General features: G+C 66.8%; 11 protein-coding genes. 6 read left to right on the top strand and 5 right to left on the bottom strand.

From position 1 onward, the window contains the following. Window positions 1-158: 158 nt before the first annotated feature. The 4 genes from thrS (at window position 159) to Q5064_RS01855 (ending at window position 6,230) form a co-directional block, all read left to right on the top strand. A complete protein-coding gene (gene thrS, locus Q5064_RS01870) occupies window positions 159-2,078 on the top strand; it encodes a threonine--tRNA ligase (protein ID WP_302961794.1) in 1,920 nt (639 codons plus the stop codon). A 90-nt stretch (window positions 2,079-2,168) separates the two neighbouring features. Continuing rightward, the gene (locus tag Q5064_RS01865) at window positions 2,169-2,582 is read left to right on the top strand and encodes a DUF997 family protein (protein ID WP_302961792.1); all 414 of its coding nucleotides are present in this window, start codon (window positions 2,169-2,171) and stop codon (window positions 2,580-2,582) included. After that, a complete protein-coding gene (gene panF, locus Q5064_RS01860) occupies window positions 2,575-4,128 on the top strand; it encodes a sodium/pantothenate symporter (RefSeq protein ID WP_302961790.1) in 1,554 nt (517 codons plus the stop codon). Before Q5064_RS01865 ends, panF begins: the two co-directional genes overlap by 8 nt. A 236-nt stretch (window positions 4,129-4,364) precedes the next feature. Next, the gene (locus Q5064_RS01855) at window positions 4,365-6,230 is read left to right on the top strand and encodes a flavocytochrome c (RefSeq protein ID WP_302961789.1); all 1,866 of its coding nucleotides are present in this window, start codon (window positions 4,365-4,367) and stop codon (window positions 6,228-6,230) included. Window positions 6,231-6,490: 260 nt separating this feature from the next. Here the strand turns inward: Q5064_RS01855 and Q5064_RS01850 are convergent, their stop codons facing one another. After that, window positions 6,491-7,369 carry an enoyl-CoA hydratase/isomerase family protein gene (locus Q5064_RS01850; protein ID WP_302961787.1) on the bottom strand — a complete coding sequence of 293 codons (879 nt, stop codon included), beginning with the start codon at window positions 7,367-7,369 and terminating at the stop codon, window positions 6,491-6,493. A gap of 328 nt (window positions 7,370-7,697) precedes the next feature. Here Q5064_RS01850 and fadK (Q5064_RS01845) point away from each other — a divergent pair, with 328 nt between their 5' ends. Both fadK (Q5064_RS01845) and fadK (Q5064_RS01840) read left to right on the top strand, forming a co-directional pair. Beyond that, window positions 7,698-9,326 (top strand): medium-chain fatty-acid--CoA ligase, encoded by a 1,629-nt coding sequence (gene fadK, locus Q5064_RS01845; protein ID WP_302961785.1) that lies wholly within the window; start codon window positions 7,698-7,700, stop codon window positions 9,324-9,326. Window positions 9,327-9,564: 238 nt separating this feature from the next. Next, on the top strand, window positions 9,565-11,202 hold the full coding sequence (fadK, locus tag Q5064_RS01840; RefSeq protein ID WP_302961783.1) for a medium-chain fatty-acid--CoA ligase: 1,638 nt from the start codon (window positions 9,565-9,567) through the stop codon (window positions 11,200-11,202). Window positions 11,203-11,397: 195 nt separating this feature from the next. Here fadK (Q5064_RS01840) and Q5064_RS01835 read toward each other — a convergent pair whose 3' ends face one another. From Q5064_RS01835 to Q5064_RS01820, 4 genes are all read right to left on the bottom strand, one after another. After that, a complete protein-coding gene (locus Q5064_RS01835) occupies window positions 11,398-12,540 on the bottom strand; it encodes an acyl-CoA dehydrogenase family protein (RefSeq protein WP_302961782.1) in 1,143 nt (380 codons plus the stop codon). A gap of 96 nt (window positions 12,541-12,636) precedes the next feature. Further along, window positions 12,637-13,470, bottom strand: coding sequence for an MBL fold metallo-hydrolase (locus Q5064_RS01830; protein ID WP_302961781.1), 834 nt, complete (start codon window positions 13,468-13,470; stop codon window positions 12,637-12,639). A gap of 5 nt (window positions 13,471-13,475) precedes the next feature. Continuing rightward, entirely contained in the window at window positions 13,476-14,432 is a 957-nt protein-coding gene (locus Q5064_RS01825) for an NUDIX hydrolase (protein WP_302961780.1), read from the bottom strand. Further along, window positions 14,425-16,527: a heterodisulfide reductase-related iron-sulfur binding cluster gene (locus Q5064_RS01820; RefSeq protein WP_302961779.1), complete on the bottom strand. Its 2,103-nt coding sequence runs from the start codon at window positions 16,525-16,527 to the stop codon at window positions 14,425-14,427. The genes Q5064_RS01825 and Q5064_RS01820 overlap by 8 nt, the downstream gene beginning before the upstream one ends. Window positions 16,528-16,546: the final 19 nt, after the last annotated feature.

Genomic DNA, 16,546 nt, shown 5'->3' with positions numbered 1-16,546 from the left:
CCCATTGTTTTACGATTAGAGCAGAGCTGCCCCGGCGGCTCTGTTTTAATAAGGAAGGGCCGGACATGCCGGCCGCCATGTCAGTCGCCCCGGTAGTCAACGCCCGGGCGGAAAGGCGCAGGTGCTCTGTCTGCACCCGGCGCCGGAAAGGAACCAGTATGGAAATCGTGTTGCCCGACGGATCGAAGAAGACCCTGGAAGAGGGCGCCACCGTCGCCGACGTGGCCGCCTCCATCGGAGCGGGCCTGGCGCGCGCGGCGCTCGGCGGGAAGGTCGACGGCGCCTTCGCCGATCTGGATGCGCCTGTCGCCGACGGCGCCACCGTCGAGATCATCACCGCGAAGAGCCCCGAGGCGCTGGGCATTATGCGCCACTCGGCCGCCCACGTGATGGCCGAGGCGGTCCAAGAGCTCTACCCCGGCACCCAGATCGGCTTCGGCCCCCAGACCGAGGACGGCTTCTTCTACGACTTCGCGCTGCCCGAGGGCACCTCCATCTCGCCTGACGACTTCGCCGCCATCGAGGAGAAGATGGCCGAGATCGTGAAGCGCGACGAGCCCTTCGCGCGCGAGGTGGTCAGCCGCGATGAGGCCAAGGCCATCTTCGCCGACCAGCGCCTGAAGGCCGAGCACATCGACGACCTACCCGCCGACGAGGAGATCGTCATCCGCCGCCACGGCAACTTCGTGGACCTGTGCAGCGGCCCGCATATGCCCTCCGCCGGCAAGATCGGCCCCTTCAAGATCATGAAGACCGCCGGTGCCTACTGGAAGGGCGATTCCGACAACGAGATGCTCACCCGCATCTACGGCACCGCCTTCTTCAACAAGAAGGACCTGGAGGAGTACCTGCACAACCTGGCCGAGGCCGAGAAGCGCGACCACCGCAAGCTGGGCCGCGAGCTGGGCATCTACATGATGGAGCCCATGGCCGGCGTGGGCCTGCCGCTCTACCTTCCCAAGGGCGCGCGGGTCATCCGCACCCTGCAGGAATGGCTGCGCCGCGATCTGTACGAGCGCGGCTACGAGGAGGTCATCACCCCGCACATCTACAACGCCGACGTGTGGAAGACCTCGGGCCACTACGGCTTCTACCATGAGAACATGTACTTCTTCCAGATCAACGAGGGAACCGACGAGGAGCCGCGCTACTCCGAGTACGGCGTGAAGCCCATGAACTGCCCGGGGCACGTGCTGCTGTACAAGAACGAGCTGCACTCCTACCGCGACCTGCCGCTGCGCTACTTCGAGTTCGGCACGGTGTACCGCCACGAGATGAGCGGCGTGGTGCACGGGCTTCTGCGCGCCCGCGGCTTCACCCAGGACGACGCGCATGTGTTCTGCACGAAGGACCAGGTGGTCGACGAGGTGGTGGCCATCCTCGAGCTGGTGGACTACATCATGGGCACCTTCGGCTTCACCTACGAGGCTGAGATCTCCACGCGCCCCGACAAGTCCATCGGCACCGACGAGATGTGGGAGCACGCCACCGACTCTCTCATGGAGGCGTGCAAGCGCCGCGGCCTGGCCTACGACATCAACGAGGGCGACGGCGCCTTCTACGGCCCGAAGATCGACATCAAGGTGAAGGACGCCATCGGGCGCACCTGGCAGTGCTCCACCGTGCAGGTGGACTTCAACATGCCCGAGCGCTTCGAACTGACCTACCGCACCGAGGACAACACCGAGGAGCGCCCCTGGATGCTCCATCGCGCCATCTTCGGCTCCATCGAGCGCTTCCTCGGCATCCTCATCGAGCACTACGCGGGCGCCCTGCCGCTGTGGCTGGCGCCGGTGCAGGTGGCCGTCATCCCCATCGCCGACCGCCACAAGGAAGCCGCCGCCGAGTTCGCCGGCGAGCTGAAGGCCGTAGGCGGCCGCGTGGAGGTGATGGACGCCAACGAGCCCATGAAGGTGAAGATCGCGAAGGCCCAGAGCCAGAAGATCCCCTACATGGTGGTGCTCGGCGACAAGGAAGTGGAGGAGCGCGTCGTGAGCGTGCGCGACCGCGCCGAGGGCGACCTGGGCCAGTGGGACCGCCAGAAGTTCATCGACGTGATCAGGGACGCCGCGTTGTAGTCACTTACCAGATTCTCGCCGTTTCCGTTGCCGAGGTCGTGGCACCGAGGGTACACTGCCCTCGGTGCCATTTTTCGTGAGAGGAATGCCATGGGCAAGAGAAAGTTCACCACCTACGCCGCCAAGATGAGACAGGCGAACCGGGAGGCCGTCGCCACGGTGGCAGCGGTCGTCATCATCGCGGTCACCTGGCTGTCCTGGGGCATCGGCCTGGCCGACAGCGACATCCGCGTGTTCTCCACCCCCGTCTGGATCATCGGGGGCTGCATCGGTACCTGGCTCATGGCGGTGCTCGCCTCCCTCGTGCTCGGATGCGGCGTGTTCGCGAACTTCAGCCTCGACGACGATGACGAGGAGCCCGCGCCCGCTGCCCCGGCAGCCGATGCCGGCGTTGTCCGCCCCGGCGCGGCGGCCCCTGCAACTCCCGCGTCCCCCGCGGCTCCCGCCGCCGGCGTCCCCGGCCGCACCGCCCCGACGATGACCGAGGAGGCCTTCCGTGGATAACTTCGACCTGAGCGCCATCTTCGCCTCGCTGCCCGACCTCGGCACCCTCGCCGACCCCGCCGCCATCGAGGCGCTCGCGCCCCTGGCGCCCCTGGGCGTCTTCCTGCTGGTGGCCCTCATCACCTCCATCGTCGTGCGCGCCCGCAGCCGGGCCCGCGGCGGCACCTTCGTGAACCGCTACTTCATCGGAAACCGCGCCCTCGGCGGCTTCGTGCTGGCCATGACCACCATCGCCACCTACGGGTCGGTGAGCTCGTTCGTGGGCGGCCCGGGCCAGGCCTGGGAGATCGGCTTCGGCTGGGTGTACATGGCCGTCGTGCAGGTGACGGCCCTCGTGCTGCTCTACGGTATCTTCGGCAAGAAGATGGCGCTCATCGCCCGCAAGATCGACGCCGTCACCGTGGTGGACGTCGTGCGCGCCCGCTACGGGTCGAACCTGCTCGCCAACTTGTCGGCCCTCGTCATCGTGCTGTTCTTCATTGCCACGATGGTGGCCCAGTTCGTCGGCGGGGCGAAGCTCTTCGAGGCCGTGACCGGCTACTCCTACACCGTGGGCCTCATGCTGTTCGGCATCGCCGCCATCCTGTTCACCGTCATCGGCGGCTTCCGCGGCGTGGCCGTCACCGACACGCTCTGCGGCATCATGATGCTCGTGGGCATCGGCGTGCTCGCGGCGGGCATCCTGGAGGCCGGCGGCGGCTACGAGGCCATCATGCACTCCCTGGCCGTGAAGAGCCCCGAGATGCTCGAGCCCTTCTCCGGAGGCGCCATGCCCCCCTCGCTCTACGTGAGCCAGTGGCTGCTCGTGGGCGTGTTCACCTTCGTGCTGCCCCAGTCGGTGGTGCGCACCATGGGCTACAAGGACACCAAGTCGCTGCACCGCGCCATGATCTGGGGCACTGTCATCATCGGTGCCATGATGATCGGCGTCACCACCTTGGGCGTGCTGGCCGCCGGCGTGCTCACCGAGGACATCGCGGCCTACGGCAACAGCGTGGACAACATCATCCCCACCGCCGTGGTCTCCTCGCTGCCCCCGGTGCTTGCGGGCATCGCCATCATAGGCCCGGTGGCCGCCTCCATCTCCACGGTGTCGTCGCTGCTCATCTCCTCGTCGTCGGCCATCATCAAGGACCTGTGCCTCCAGGCCTGCGCCAGCCGCGGCATCGCCCCCAACGAGCGCAAGGTGGCCTTCTGGAGCCAGCTGGTGACCCTCGTGGTGGGTGCCGGCGTGTTCGTGCTGGCCGTCGTGCCCCCCGATGTCATCTGGAAGATCAACATGTTCGCCTTCGGCGGCTTGGAGACGGCCTTCTTCTTCGTGCTGGTCTGCGGCCTGTTCTGGAAGCAGGCGAACTCCATGGGCGCCCTGTGGTCGCTCGTGGGCGGAACGGCAGCCTACTGCGTCACCATGGCGCTGGGCGTGAGGGTGACCGACCTGCACCAGATCGTCATTGGCATCGGCGTGGCCGGGGTTCTCATGCTCATCGGCAGCCTCATCGGCAAGCAGCGGAAAAACGCGCGCATGGACGTCTTCTTCCCCGAATAGTCCCTTGGCGGAGGCCCTCGCGGCCTCCGCTTTCCTTAACATAAGTTTCAAATCGTCAACACACAATATGCACATGAACAACAGTGACCAGTTGACGCAGCGTTACTGCCCTCCAGCGCACTAAAGTCAGGGCAAGGTAATCGCCAGAGCCCTTGGTGTAGAGGCAATGCCAATTCCGGCTGGCCGAGCGACTCTCCCCTTGCCTTGTCCCGCAGTGCCAGTAAAGGAGGCAAATCATGACCCGCACATCTACTTCTATCCCGGCGAACGGCATTTCCCGCCGTACCTTCTGCAAGGGTGCCGCCGTGCTCGGCATCTGGGGCGGCCTGGCCAGCTTCGGCCTGACCAGCTGTGCCCCGCACACCGGAGCCGAGAGCGCCGCCGGCGGCTGGAAGGCCGGCACCTACACCGCCGAGGTAACCGGCCACAACGCGCCCTACACCCTCTCGGTCACCTTCTCCGACGACGCCATCACCGCCATCGACACCGCGAGCAACCAGGAATCCTTGGGCGTGGGCGCCGATGCCCTGAAGGCCCTCTCCGACCAGGTGGTGGAGAACCAGACCATCAACATCGACACCGTGACCGGCGCCACCTTGTCCTCCATGTCGCTGCAGGAGGGCCTCAAGGAGTGCGCCGAGCAGGCAGGTGCCCTCGAGGCGCTCGAGGAGGCCCCGGCCCCCGAGAAGCCGGCCGTCGAGGAGACCTACGACGCCGACGTGTGCGTCGTGGGCGGCGGCGGCGCGGGCCTGGCCTCGGCCATCGCGGCCGTGCAGGCCGGCGCGAACGTCATCGTGCTGGAGAAGTGCGGCATCACCGGCGGCTCCACCAACGTGTCCGAGGGCGCGCTGAACGCCGTGGACCCGGAGCGCCAGGAGAAGCAGGGCATCGAGGACTCCATCGAGACCTTCTACGACACCACCATCAAGGGCGGCCACGAGCAGGGCACCCCGGAGCTGGTGCACTATCTGACCGACAACGCCCTCGACTCCGTCCACTGGCTGGAGAGCCTGGGCGTGGAGTTCAAGGACGAGTGCGGCAGCGCCACCGGCTCCCTCGGCCAGCGCAGCCACTACCCCGCCACCCCCTCGGGCAACACCTACATCCGCTCGTTCCAGCAGTTCATCGATGACAACGCCGACAAGATCACGCTTTTGAACGACATGCAGGCCACCGAGCTCATCACCGACGACGCCGGCGCGGTCGTGGGCGTGAAGGCGCTCTACGACGGCGGCGACGAGGTGACGGTGAACGCCCCGGCCACCATCATCGCCACCGGCGGCTTCGGCGCCAACGTGGAGTACCGCCAGTCCGTCAACGACGGCGTGTGGAAGGAAGTCGTGCTCGACGACTCCATCGGATGCACCAACATCAAGCCCTGCGCCCAGGGCGAGGGCCTCGCGCTCGCCGAGGGCGCCGGCGCCGAGCTTATCGGCCTGTCCGACATCCAGCTGCATCCCTGCGGCACTCCGGGCACAGGCCTCATGGAAGACATCCGCACCTCCGGCCGTAACCGCATCTTCGTGAACACCGACGGCAAGCGCTTCGTGAACGAGGGCGCCGAGCGCGACGTGCTGTGCAAGAACATCTTCGCCCAGCCCGACGGCACCTACTGGGTCGTCGTGAACACCCTGCGCTACCCCGACCCCGACGAGCCCGACGACAACGGCGCCACGATCAACAACATGCTGGCGCTCGGCCACATCGTGACGGGCGAGACGGTTGAGGACCTGGCGGCCGCCATGGATGTGGACGCCGCGAACCTGCAGGCCTCCATCGACGCCTACAACGCCGTGGTGGGCGGCGCCGAGGACGAGTTCGGCTTCGTGGCCGACAACACCGCCGACGCCGAGATGGTGGACGGCCCCTGGTACGCCTGCCGCAAGGTGCCCACCGTGCACCACACCATGGGCGGCATCCACGTGAACGTCGAGTCCGAGGCCGTCTCGGCCGACGGCGAGGTCGTCCCCGGCCTGTACGCCGCCGGCGAGGTCACGGGCGGCATCCACGGCTCCAACCGCCTGGGCGGCAACGCCATCGCCGACTGCATGACCTTCGGCCGCAACGCCGGCACCAACGCCGCCACCTACGCGCTGGCCTAGGGCACGTCAACACCGGCATCCTTCCCACTGCGGGAAGCAACGTATGAGGGGGAGCGCCGTCTTCGGGCGGCGCTCCCCTTTTTTTCCGGAGAACATGTTCTCCGCCATATGAGAGGACCGGACGCCAAGCGAAGGCTGTCCCAGCGAATCAAGGTACCGCGCGGCTCACCCCGCGGTGGTGTCCAACAAGAAAAGAAAGAAGCCCCGGCCTTTTGGGCTGCGGGGCTCCGGAGGTACGGTGCGGTTTTGCCGCCCGCAGACTACATGTTGTGGAAGGCGTACTTCTCGGGGTTCTCCTTCACGTCGGCACGGTTCTTCGGGTTCATCTTCAGCGTGCCCATGATGCCGTCGTTGGTGTTGGAGGCCAGCACCTGGTTGCGGTTCTCCATCTTGATGCAGTTCTCGAAGGAGGTGCCGTCCAGCGAGCACTGCAGGGCTTCCTTGGTCAGGCGCAAACCGAACGGGGCGGTCTCGCGGCACATCTCCTCGGCCATGGCCACGGCGGTCTCGAGCACGTCGTCGTCGGCCACCACGCGGTTGGCGAAGCCCCACTCGTAGAGCTTCTGGGCGTCGAAGCGGGCCGGGTTCATGAGGATCTCGCAGGCGCGGGCATAGCCGACGATCTTCGGGAGGAAGAAGGAGCCGCCCATGTCGGTGCCGGTGTAGCCGATGGACAGGTAGCCGGCGTTCATCTTGTAGGACTCGCCGAGCACGCGCATGTCGCAGGCGCAGGAGATGGACAGGCCGCCGCCCACGGCGAAGCCCTTCAGGGCGCCGATGATGGGCTGCTCGCAGCGGCGCATGTTGATGATCTGGTCGGAGCACATGCGCTGCATGATGTAGAAGTCGCGCTGGATGCGGCCCATGTCCTCGGGGGGCTCCAGGGCAAGGTCGTTCAGGTTGAAGCCGGCGCAGAAGGACTTGCCCTCGCCGGTCAGCACGATGACGCGGCAGTCCTTGTCCATGCGCACCTTGATGAGGAAGTCGTTGAACTCCGCCATCTGGGCGTAGGACATGGCGTTCAGATTGCCGGCATCGTTGAAGGAGCAGATGTAGACCGGACCGCGACGGTCGATCTTCAGCTTCTCGTAGTCGTAGGTGAACTCGGGCAGATGGTAGGCCTCCTGATAGACACTCATGCGTGAACCCCTTTCGTACAAAGTACTCAAGTTTTGACTTTTAGCCCATTGGAATTTCCATCCTCTTGGCTTTCTCATCATGGTGCTCCATGGATTCTCAAATTTCTACGGACAAATTATTGTATCTGTCTATTTCATTACCCAACTTATCATTTTTGTGGGTAAAAGATTTCATCGATATTAAGCTGACCTATAACATCATCGGATATTCCGATTATCTTTTCTCAATTTTGCGCTCCTGTCCCACTTGCATCTTTGTATGCTGAAGGCAAGCGATTTTCTGCTATGCATCGACGGATGGCTTTGACGCCAGGGGAAAGGAAAGCCGATGATCACCGACCTGAAGATCAACGAGGAGCAGAAGAGGAAGTACTACGAAGCGGGGTACTGGACGGCCGACACCATCCGCGACGTGTGGGAGCGCACCGCGGCGGCCCACGCCGATGAGGAGTACGTGGCCGACGACCAGGGAGCGCGCTTCACCTACGGGGAGGTAGACGACGCGGCGAGCCGTTTGGCCGCGTGGCTGGTGAGCGAGGGCGTGAAGCCGGGAGACGTGGTCACGCTGCAGTTTCCCAACTGGGCCGAGTTCTGCATCGCGTACGTGGCCTGCTTCAAGGCCGGTGCGGTCATCCAGTCGCTCGCCCGCAACTTCAACGGAGTCGACCTCACCTACGCCATGAACCTCGTGGGCTCGGTGGCCTACATCGGCCCCACGTACTTCCACGGGGTGGACTACGAGGCCCAGATCCTCTCCATCGCCGAGGACATTCCCACCTTGAAGGTGATCGCGCTGGTGGACAAGAAAGCCCCGAAGAAGACCGACCTGCCCACCGTGGCCGAGATCGTGGCAGCCACCGAGCCCTTGGACGAGATGCCGCCTGTCGCCTCCGACGAGGTGGCGTGCCTGCTGTCCACCTCGGGCACCACCGGCAAGCCCAAGGAGGTCATGCTCACCCACAACAACATCCTGTTCTCCGAGCGCGTGTTCGTGGAGGGCCTCGAGCGCACGGGCGACGACGTGATGTGGATGCCCGCGCCCTTAAACCACGCCGTGGGCTTCTTCCACGGCCTGCTGGCCCCCATGCTCCTCGGCGGCCGCTCGGTGCTCATGCAGGACTTCGACGTGAAGAGCGCCATCGACCTCATCAACGCCGAGGGCGCCACCTGGTCCATGTGCTCCACGCCGTTCATCTACGACATCGTGAAGTATCTGGACGCGCATCCGGACGAGTCGCTGCCCACCTACGTCCTGCACTCCTGCGGCGGGGCCCCGGTGCCCGGCGCGCTCATCGAGCGGGCGCACAACCACGACATCCTGCTCTGCGAGATCTTCGGATCCACCGAGAGCTGCCCGCACGTGTTCGTGCCGCCGAGCAAGTGCGTGGAATGGAACGGCGACTGGTCGGGTATCCCCTTCCCCGGCATCGAGGTGCGCTACATCGACGAGCAGGGCCGCGACGTGGCCCCAGGCGTGCAGGGCGAGCACATCAGCCGCGGGCCGCACCAGTTCGTGGGCTATCTGAACGAGCCGGAGCGCACCGACAAGGCCCTCGACGACGGCGGCTGGTGGTTCTCGGGCGATCTGGGATACATGGACGAGCAGGGGCGCATCCGCATCAACGGGCGCCGCAAGGAGATCATCATCCGCGGCGGCGAGAACCTGTCGGCCCGCGAGATCGACGACAACCTGGTAGGCTGCCCCGGCGTGGGCGAGTCGGCCACCATCGGCATGCCCGACGACCGTCTGGGCGAGCGCATCTGCACCTTCGTGGCCCCGCTGGACGGCGATGAGCCCACGCTGGAGAGCGTGACGGCCTACTTGGAAGGCGAAGGCGTGCCCAAGCGCCTGTGGCCCGAGCGCATCGAGATCATCGAGGAGATTCCGAAGACGCTCATGGGCAAGGTGCGGCGCAACGTGCTCGTGGACGAGCTGGCCGCCCGCATGAACGCCTAGACACGGCAAGCGCCTGGACCCTGCGGTCTGGGCGCTTTTCTTGCAGGGCCGCCTGTTTCGAGGCGGTGCCCCGGCGCGATGGGAGGCGCGTACGGGTGCCACGGCGCTTCGATAGGTCTTTCCGATACATGAGCGGTTCTTGCTATGACGCGCCGTCAACGCACGGCGGTATGATGGCTGCAACGAGATTGGTCGCCGCACGGGGAAACGCGGCGAAGTGCACGGCAAAGGGGTTTGCATGATTACCGATCTGAAGATCAACGAGGAGCAGAAGAGGAAGTACTACGAAGCGGGCTGGTGGACGCCCGATTCCATCCGGGAGGTCTGGCACGCCCAGGCGGCGCGCTTCGCCGATCGCGAGTACGTCTGCGACGACACGGGCAGCCGCTACACCTACGGGGAGGTGGACGACGCGGCGGGACGGCTGGCAGCATGGCTTGCGAGCGAGGGCGTCTCGGTCGGCGACGTAGTCACCGTGCAGTTCCCCACGTGGGCCGAGTTCTGCATCGCGTATGTGGCCGTCATGAAGGTGGGCGCGGTCATGCACCCGGTGCCGCGCAACTACAACGACATGGATCTGGAATACGCCATGAACCTCGTGGGGAGCCGGGCGTTTCTGTGCCCCACCTTCTCGCACAACGTGGACTACGAGGCCCAGATCGCCGCGGTGCGCGCGTCCATTCCCACGCTGGGCCCCATCGCGGTGCTCGACAAGCAGGCGCCGAGCCACACCGACTTCCCCACCTTCGCCGACATCTTCGCGCGCTTCGCGCCGATGAGCTCCTTCGAGCCGGTCTCGGCCGACTCGGTGGCCTGCATCCTGCCCACCTCGGGCACCACGGGCAAGCCCAAGCAGGCCATGCTCACCCACAACAACATCCTGTTCTCGGAGCGCGTGTTCACCGGCGAGCTGGGGCGCACCGAGGCCGACGTCATGTTCATGCCGTCGCCTCTGAACCACGCCACCGGCTTCTTCCACGGGCTCATCTCCCCCATGCTCTTGGGCGGCCGGGCCGTGCTGCAGCAGGACTTCCACGCACGGGAGGCCATCGAGCTCATGAACGCCGAGGGGGTCACCTGGTCCATGTCGGCCACCCCCTTCATCTTCGACATGCTGAACGTGCTGGAGGCCACGGGCGACGGGCTCGCCTTCGAGACGCTGAACCTGTTCTGCTGCGGCGGCGCTCCCCTGCCGCCCTCCCTCATCGAGCGGGCGCAGCGCCACGGCATCCTGCTGTGCGAGATCTACGGCTCCACGGAGAGCTGCCCGCACGTGTACGTGCCGCCGGCGAAGTGCCTCGAATGGGACGGCGCCTGGTCGGGCGTGCCCTTCGAGGGCATCGAGGTGCGCGTGATCGACGGCGCGGGCAACGAGGTGCCCCGCGGCGAGCAGGGCGAGGAGATCTCCCGCGGGCCGCATATGTTCGTGGGCTACCTGAACGAGCCCGAGCGCACCGACCGCGCCCTGGACGATGAGGGCTGGTTCTACAGCGGGGATTTGTGCTACCAGGACGAGGAAGGGCGCATCCGCATCAACGGGCGCAAGAAGGAGGTCATCATCCGCGGCGGCGAGAACATCTCGGCCCGCGAGATCGACGACGACCTCATCGGCGCCCCGGGCCTGGCGAACTCCGCCACCATCGGCATGCCCGACGAGCGCTTGGGCGAGCGCATCTGCACCTTCGTGGTGCCGAGCGATCCCACGCGGCCGCCCACCCAAGACGAGCTCATCGCCTACCTCAAAGACCGCCACGTGGCCAAGCGCCTGTGGCCCGAGCGTGTGGAGGTGATCGACGAGATTCCCGTCACCGCCACCGGCAAGGTGAAGCGCTTCATCCTGGCCCAGATACTGAAGGAGCGCATGGAGGCGGAATAGTCCGCTGTCCGGCCGCGGGGGCGGGGGCATGCCTCCATACAAACGGCGAGCAGGCCGCCGGCGCGGGGTGTGCCTCCACGCGCAGTTCCGCAGCGACTGGAACAGCCCAGTGGGCTGTTCCACCAAGCGAGGACTGTCTGAGCATGGAGGCATATCCCGCGCCGGCGGCCGGACGAGCAGGGAATGCGAAGGCGCTTACTTGTACTCGCGGTCGAGCTCGCGGGCGATGGTCATGCGCTGGATCTGGTTGGAGCCCTCGAAGATCTGGAAGATCTTCGCATCGCGCATGAGCTTCTCCACCGGGTACTCCTTGGAATAGCCGTAGCCGCCGAACACCTGCACGGCGTTGGAGACCACCTCCTGCATGGCGTCGGTGACGAAGGTCTTCACGATAGCGCCCTCCTTGCGCACCATCTCGCCGGCGTCCATGCGGCGCATGCAGTGGTTCACCACCACCCGCGCGCACTCGGTCTTGATGGCCATGTCGGCGAGCATGGTCTGCACCATGGGCATGTCGATGAGCCGCGTGTCGAACTGGCGGCGCTGCTTGGCATAGGCCACGGCCTCGTCCAGGGCGCGCTGCATGATGCCCACTGCGAGCGTGGAGATGAAGGCGCGCGAGAGGTTCAGGGCGTTGAGCGCGATGGTCATGCCGCGGCCTTCCTCGCCGATGACGGCGCTGGCGGGCACGCGCACGTTGTCGAGCACCACCTCGCTCGTATCCGACAGGCGAAAGCCCATCTTGTGCTCCTTGGCGCCGGCGGAAAGGCCCGGCGTGCTCCCGTCCACGAGAAAGCCCGTGATGCCCCGGGCGCCGGCGGCCGGGTCGGTCTTGGCGAACACCACGTAGATGCTCGAGATGGAGCCGTTGGTGATGAAGGTCTTGGTGCCGTTCAGCACGTACTCGTCGCCCTCCCGCACCGCCGTGGTGCGCATGGCGGCCACATCCGACCCCGCGCAGGACTCGGACAGGCAGAAGGCGGCGAATCCCCCTTCCTCGGTCATCTCCACGAAATGGCGCGCCTGCTCGGGCGTGCCGTTTAGCATGATGTTGCGGAAGGCCACGAAGTTGGTGACGAAAGTGTCGGCATAGGCGGCGTCCACCTTCGCCAGCTCCTCGAACATCATGGCGCAGGTCTCGTAGGACAGCCCCATCCCGCCGTATTCCTCAGGAATCTCCACCATGTGAAGCCCCAAATCGAAGCCCCACTGGAACAGCTCCATCGGGCACTCGCCGGCCTCGTCGGCGGCGGCCACATGGGGCAGGATCTCGTTTCGGGCCACATCGCGCACGAGCGCGATGAGCTCCTTCTGCTCGTCGGTGTAGGCTAGGGCCATTGATGTTCCTTTCTCTCTCGTCTCCAGATCGCAAGCAACCTGGGAAAGCGCCGCGCCCTCCCCGCGCGGCGCTTTCCCAACCCGCTTTCCCGCCGGCTACCGGCGGCGGGTGGAGGAGGACGGCTCCTGCAGCAGCCCCGCGTCGAAGGCATAGCGCAGCTGGGCGTTCACGCTGGTCACGGCAGCCTCGTACAGATCGGGGGCCACGTCGTTGTAGATGGCCTCCACCAGCGCGCCGGCCTCGGCGGGAATGCCGCTGCGCACCGCCGACACCACTTGGTTGAGACGGCGCACACGATGGGACCGGGCCATCTCGATGCGCTCGCGCGGATCCTCGATCACCGGCCCGTGACCTGTGGCGAGCACCGCGATGCCGCGCTCGACCACGAAGCGCGCGAGCGCGTCGAGGCTTTCCAAGTAGTCGCCCATGCGTCCGTCGGGCCAGCACACCATGGTGGGACTCTGGGCGAAGAGCACGTCCCCGGTGACGGCGAGGTCCGCATCGCCCACAGAGAAGGCCACCGAATCGCTGGAGTGCCCCGGAAGCGGAAGCACCTCCAGGGAAAGTCCCACGCCTGCCACTTCGAGCGGCCCGGGCGCAAGGGTGCCGGCGCGCAATCCGAGCACGGGCGCGCCCCAACGCTCGGCGCACGCCGCGGCGCAGCCGGCGTGGTCGGCATGGTCGTGGGTCAGAAGCACCGCCGACGGCGTCAGGCCGCGGGCTGCAAGCGCCGCCTCAATGCGCTCCACGCAAGCCGTCTCATCGGGACCGGGGTCCACCACCACACAGCGCTCCTCGGCCGGATGAGCCAGAATCCAGGTGTTGGTGCCGTGATACGTAAGCGGCGTCGCGTTGGGATGGCGCACGCACTGGGCCCACGGCCCCACCATGGCGCCGTTCTCGGGCGTATGGGCGCGCGAGAGGGCCATAAATCCTACGCCTCCCCCACCGTGCAGCCGAGGGCCACCTCCCCGCCCGGACGCGCCACGGGACGGGGGCGCACATGACCGTCGAAGGGAAGCTCCCAGGCCTCGTCCACCGAGCGGGCGCGGGCCAAAGACGTCAGGTTCGAGATAGTGGGCGGCACGAGCTTCAGCAGGCCCGCATCGAAGCGGGCGAGCGCCTCGGCCGGGGCGATCCAGGCCGCCTCCACCGCCTCGGTGGTGCGCCCGTCGGCGTGCTGGCCGCGGGGCAGCCGCGCGAGGAAGAAGTAGGTGTCGTAGCGCCGCGCCTCGCTCTCGGGGGTCACCCAGTGGGAGCGCAGGCGCAAAAGGTCGCTGCGCAGCACCAGGCCCCGCTCGGCCAGAAAGGCGCCGAAGGGCACCGTGCGGCTCGCCACGGCCGCCCGCTCGCAGGCCCAGTGGTCGCCGCGCGCATCGGCGGGAAACTTTCCCGCCCGGTCGGTGGCCAGAAGCACACCGCTCTCCTCGAACAGCTCGCGCACCGCCGCGGTGATAACGGCACGGGCCCGCTCGGGCGAGGCGGCCATGGCCTGCCCCCACGCCTTCGCATCTGGACCGCCCCAGGGCACGTCGGCGTCCAAATCACGCGCGTCCATGCCGCCTCCGGGAAACACCACCGCATCGGGGGTGAAGGCCATCGTGGAGGCCCGGCGCAGCATGAACACGTCCACCGGGGCCGCCGGCACCGTCTCCTCGACGGGAGCCGCCCCCGGCAGCGGATTCTCGAAGCGGCGGAAATGGGGCTTGCCCTCGCTCACGAGCATGACCGTGGCGGCCATGCGGGGCACCACCACCTCGCCGGCGGTCGGGTCGGTCAGGTAGGCCCGGGCCCGGGCCGCCACCCCCGCCTGGTCGTCCACGGCGTATTCCACATAGCATCCGGGCTCAAGCGGCTCGCGCACGCCCCGAGTGCACCTCGCATCAGTCATCGTAGGCTCCTGCCAGAATCTCGGCGATGTCCCGCACCGGGACATCGGCTTCTTCCGACACCATACCATCGGCGAGCATCGTGAGGCAGAACGGGCACGAAGTCGCCACCTTATCGGGAGCGGTGGCCAATGCCTGGGCCGCGCGGGCGACGTTCACCCGCGAGGCGGCGTCCTCCTCCAGCCACATGCGACCGCCGCCGGCACCGCAGCAGAAGCTGTGGGCACCGTGGCGCTCCATCTCCACCACCTCGCCGCCCACGGCGCGCACCACGGCCCGCGGCTCGTCGTAGACGCCCTGATAGCGTCCCAGATAGCACGAGTCGTGCACGCACACGCGCTCGGCCGCCGCCTTCTCGGCCGCCTTCGGCAACCGCCCCTCGGCCAGAAGCTGCGCCAGAAGCGCGCTGTGGTGGATCACCTCGTAATGGCCGCCTAGCTGCGGGTAATCGCGGGCGAGGGCCTGGTAGCAGTGCGGGCACTGCACGATGATCTTTCTCACCCCGCAGGCATCTAACGTGGCGATGTTCTCGCTGGCCAGCATGAAGTAGACGAACTCGTTGCCCATGCGCCGCGCGGAATCGCCGCAGCACTTCTCGTCGTTGCCCAGGATGGCGAAGCTCACGCCCGCCTCCTTCAGCAGGCGCACGAGCGCCGCCGACACCTTGCGGTTGCGCGTGTCGAAGGCGCCGGAGCAACCGGGCCAGTACAGGTACTCGGCATCGGGGTTGTCGGCCAAGGTGGGCACCTCAAGCCCCTCGGTCCACTTCGCGCGCATCTGCCATCCCACGCCCCAGGGGTTGCCGTTGTTCTCCATGTTGCGGAAGGTCGCCTGGGCCTCGGGCGGGAAGGCGCTTTCCATGGACACCTGGTAGGTGCGCATCTTCGCGATCTTGGGCACGTGCTCCAGCATCGCCGGGCACACCTCCATGCACGCGCCGCAGGTAGTGCACGACCACAGGGCATCGGGGCTGATCGCATCGCCCACCAGCGTGCGGTCCACCACGGCGCGCTCCGCCTCGGTCAGATCGGCCGCCGCCACCAAGTCGGCCGCGGTGGCGGGCGGCTCGGCGGCATCGCCCGCATCGCCGGAAGCCGCTGCGGCATTGCGGGCCACCTCGCGCTGCAGGCGGTAGATGATAGGTCCGCGCTGCTCCAGCTCGGCGCCGAGATCCTGCATGAGGGCCTTGGGGCTTAAGGGCTTTCCGCAGGCGTAGGCCGGGCAGGCCTCCTGGCAGCGGTTGCAGCGGATGCACGCCTGGGTGTCGAACAGATCCTTCCAGGTCAGCTCCTCCAGCGTGCCCGCGCCCATGGTCAGCAGGCCCTCGTCCTCCATGTCGATGAAGGGAAGCTCGCCTTTGGGCGCGAGCGAGCGGCTGTAGACGGCCCGCGGCACCAGCAGCACGTGCACGAGCTTGCAGTAGGTCCACCACGCGATGAGCCCGAAGGCGAGCGCCATGTGGAAGTACCACAGCCCCCCATGCAGCGCGCTGATGCGCTCGGCGCTCCAGCCGGCGAACAGGCCCGCGAACAAGTCGCCCACCGGCGACCAGGCGCTCCACGGGTCGTCGGTGCCGGCGATGCGCAGCCCCTCCAGCACAAAACCGGTCACGCCGATGGCCAGCAGCGCGCCCAGCACGATGAAGTCCTCGGGCTTCGATTCCAGGCTCTTGTTCGCCAACCGGCGCACGATGCAGGCCACCATGGCGATGCAGAACGCCGCGCCGGCAAGGTCCACCGCAAGCGACAGGAAGTACAGGTAGAAGTCGCCCTGCACGAGCGGCAGGCCCAAGTCGGCCTGGGCCGCCACCGTCACCGTGGCGATGAGCAGGATGATCATGGCCGCGTACATGGCCACGTGCACGAAGCCCGGTCCGCGGCGCTCGGCCACCTTCACCTGCAGCAGCGCGTCGCGGAACATTCCCAAGAAGCGCCCGCGGGGCCGGTCCGAGCGGTCCTCGGGCAGGCCGATCTTCCACAGGCGCCAGCGGCGCACGAAGAAGTACACGGCGCAGGCGAGCGCCAGAAGGAAGCACGGGTAGATGATCCAGTGCTCGGATATGTTCCACAGAACCTCGCGGGTGGGCACCTCTGCCATAGGGCGAACCTTTCTCGTC

It is taken from the genome of uncultured Adlercreutzia sp. (genome assembly GCF_958431955.1).
In the GTDB taxonomy this organism is placed as follows: domain Bacteria; phylum Actinomycetota; class Coriobacteriia; order Coriobacteriales; family Eggerthellaceae; genus Adlercreutzia.
This window is presented reverse-complemented; position numbering and strand designations above follow the sequence as displayed.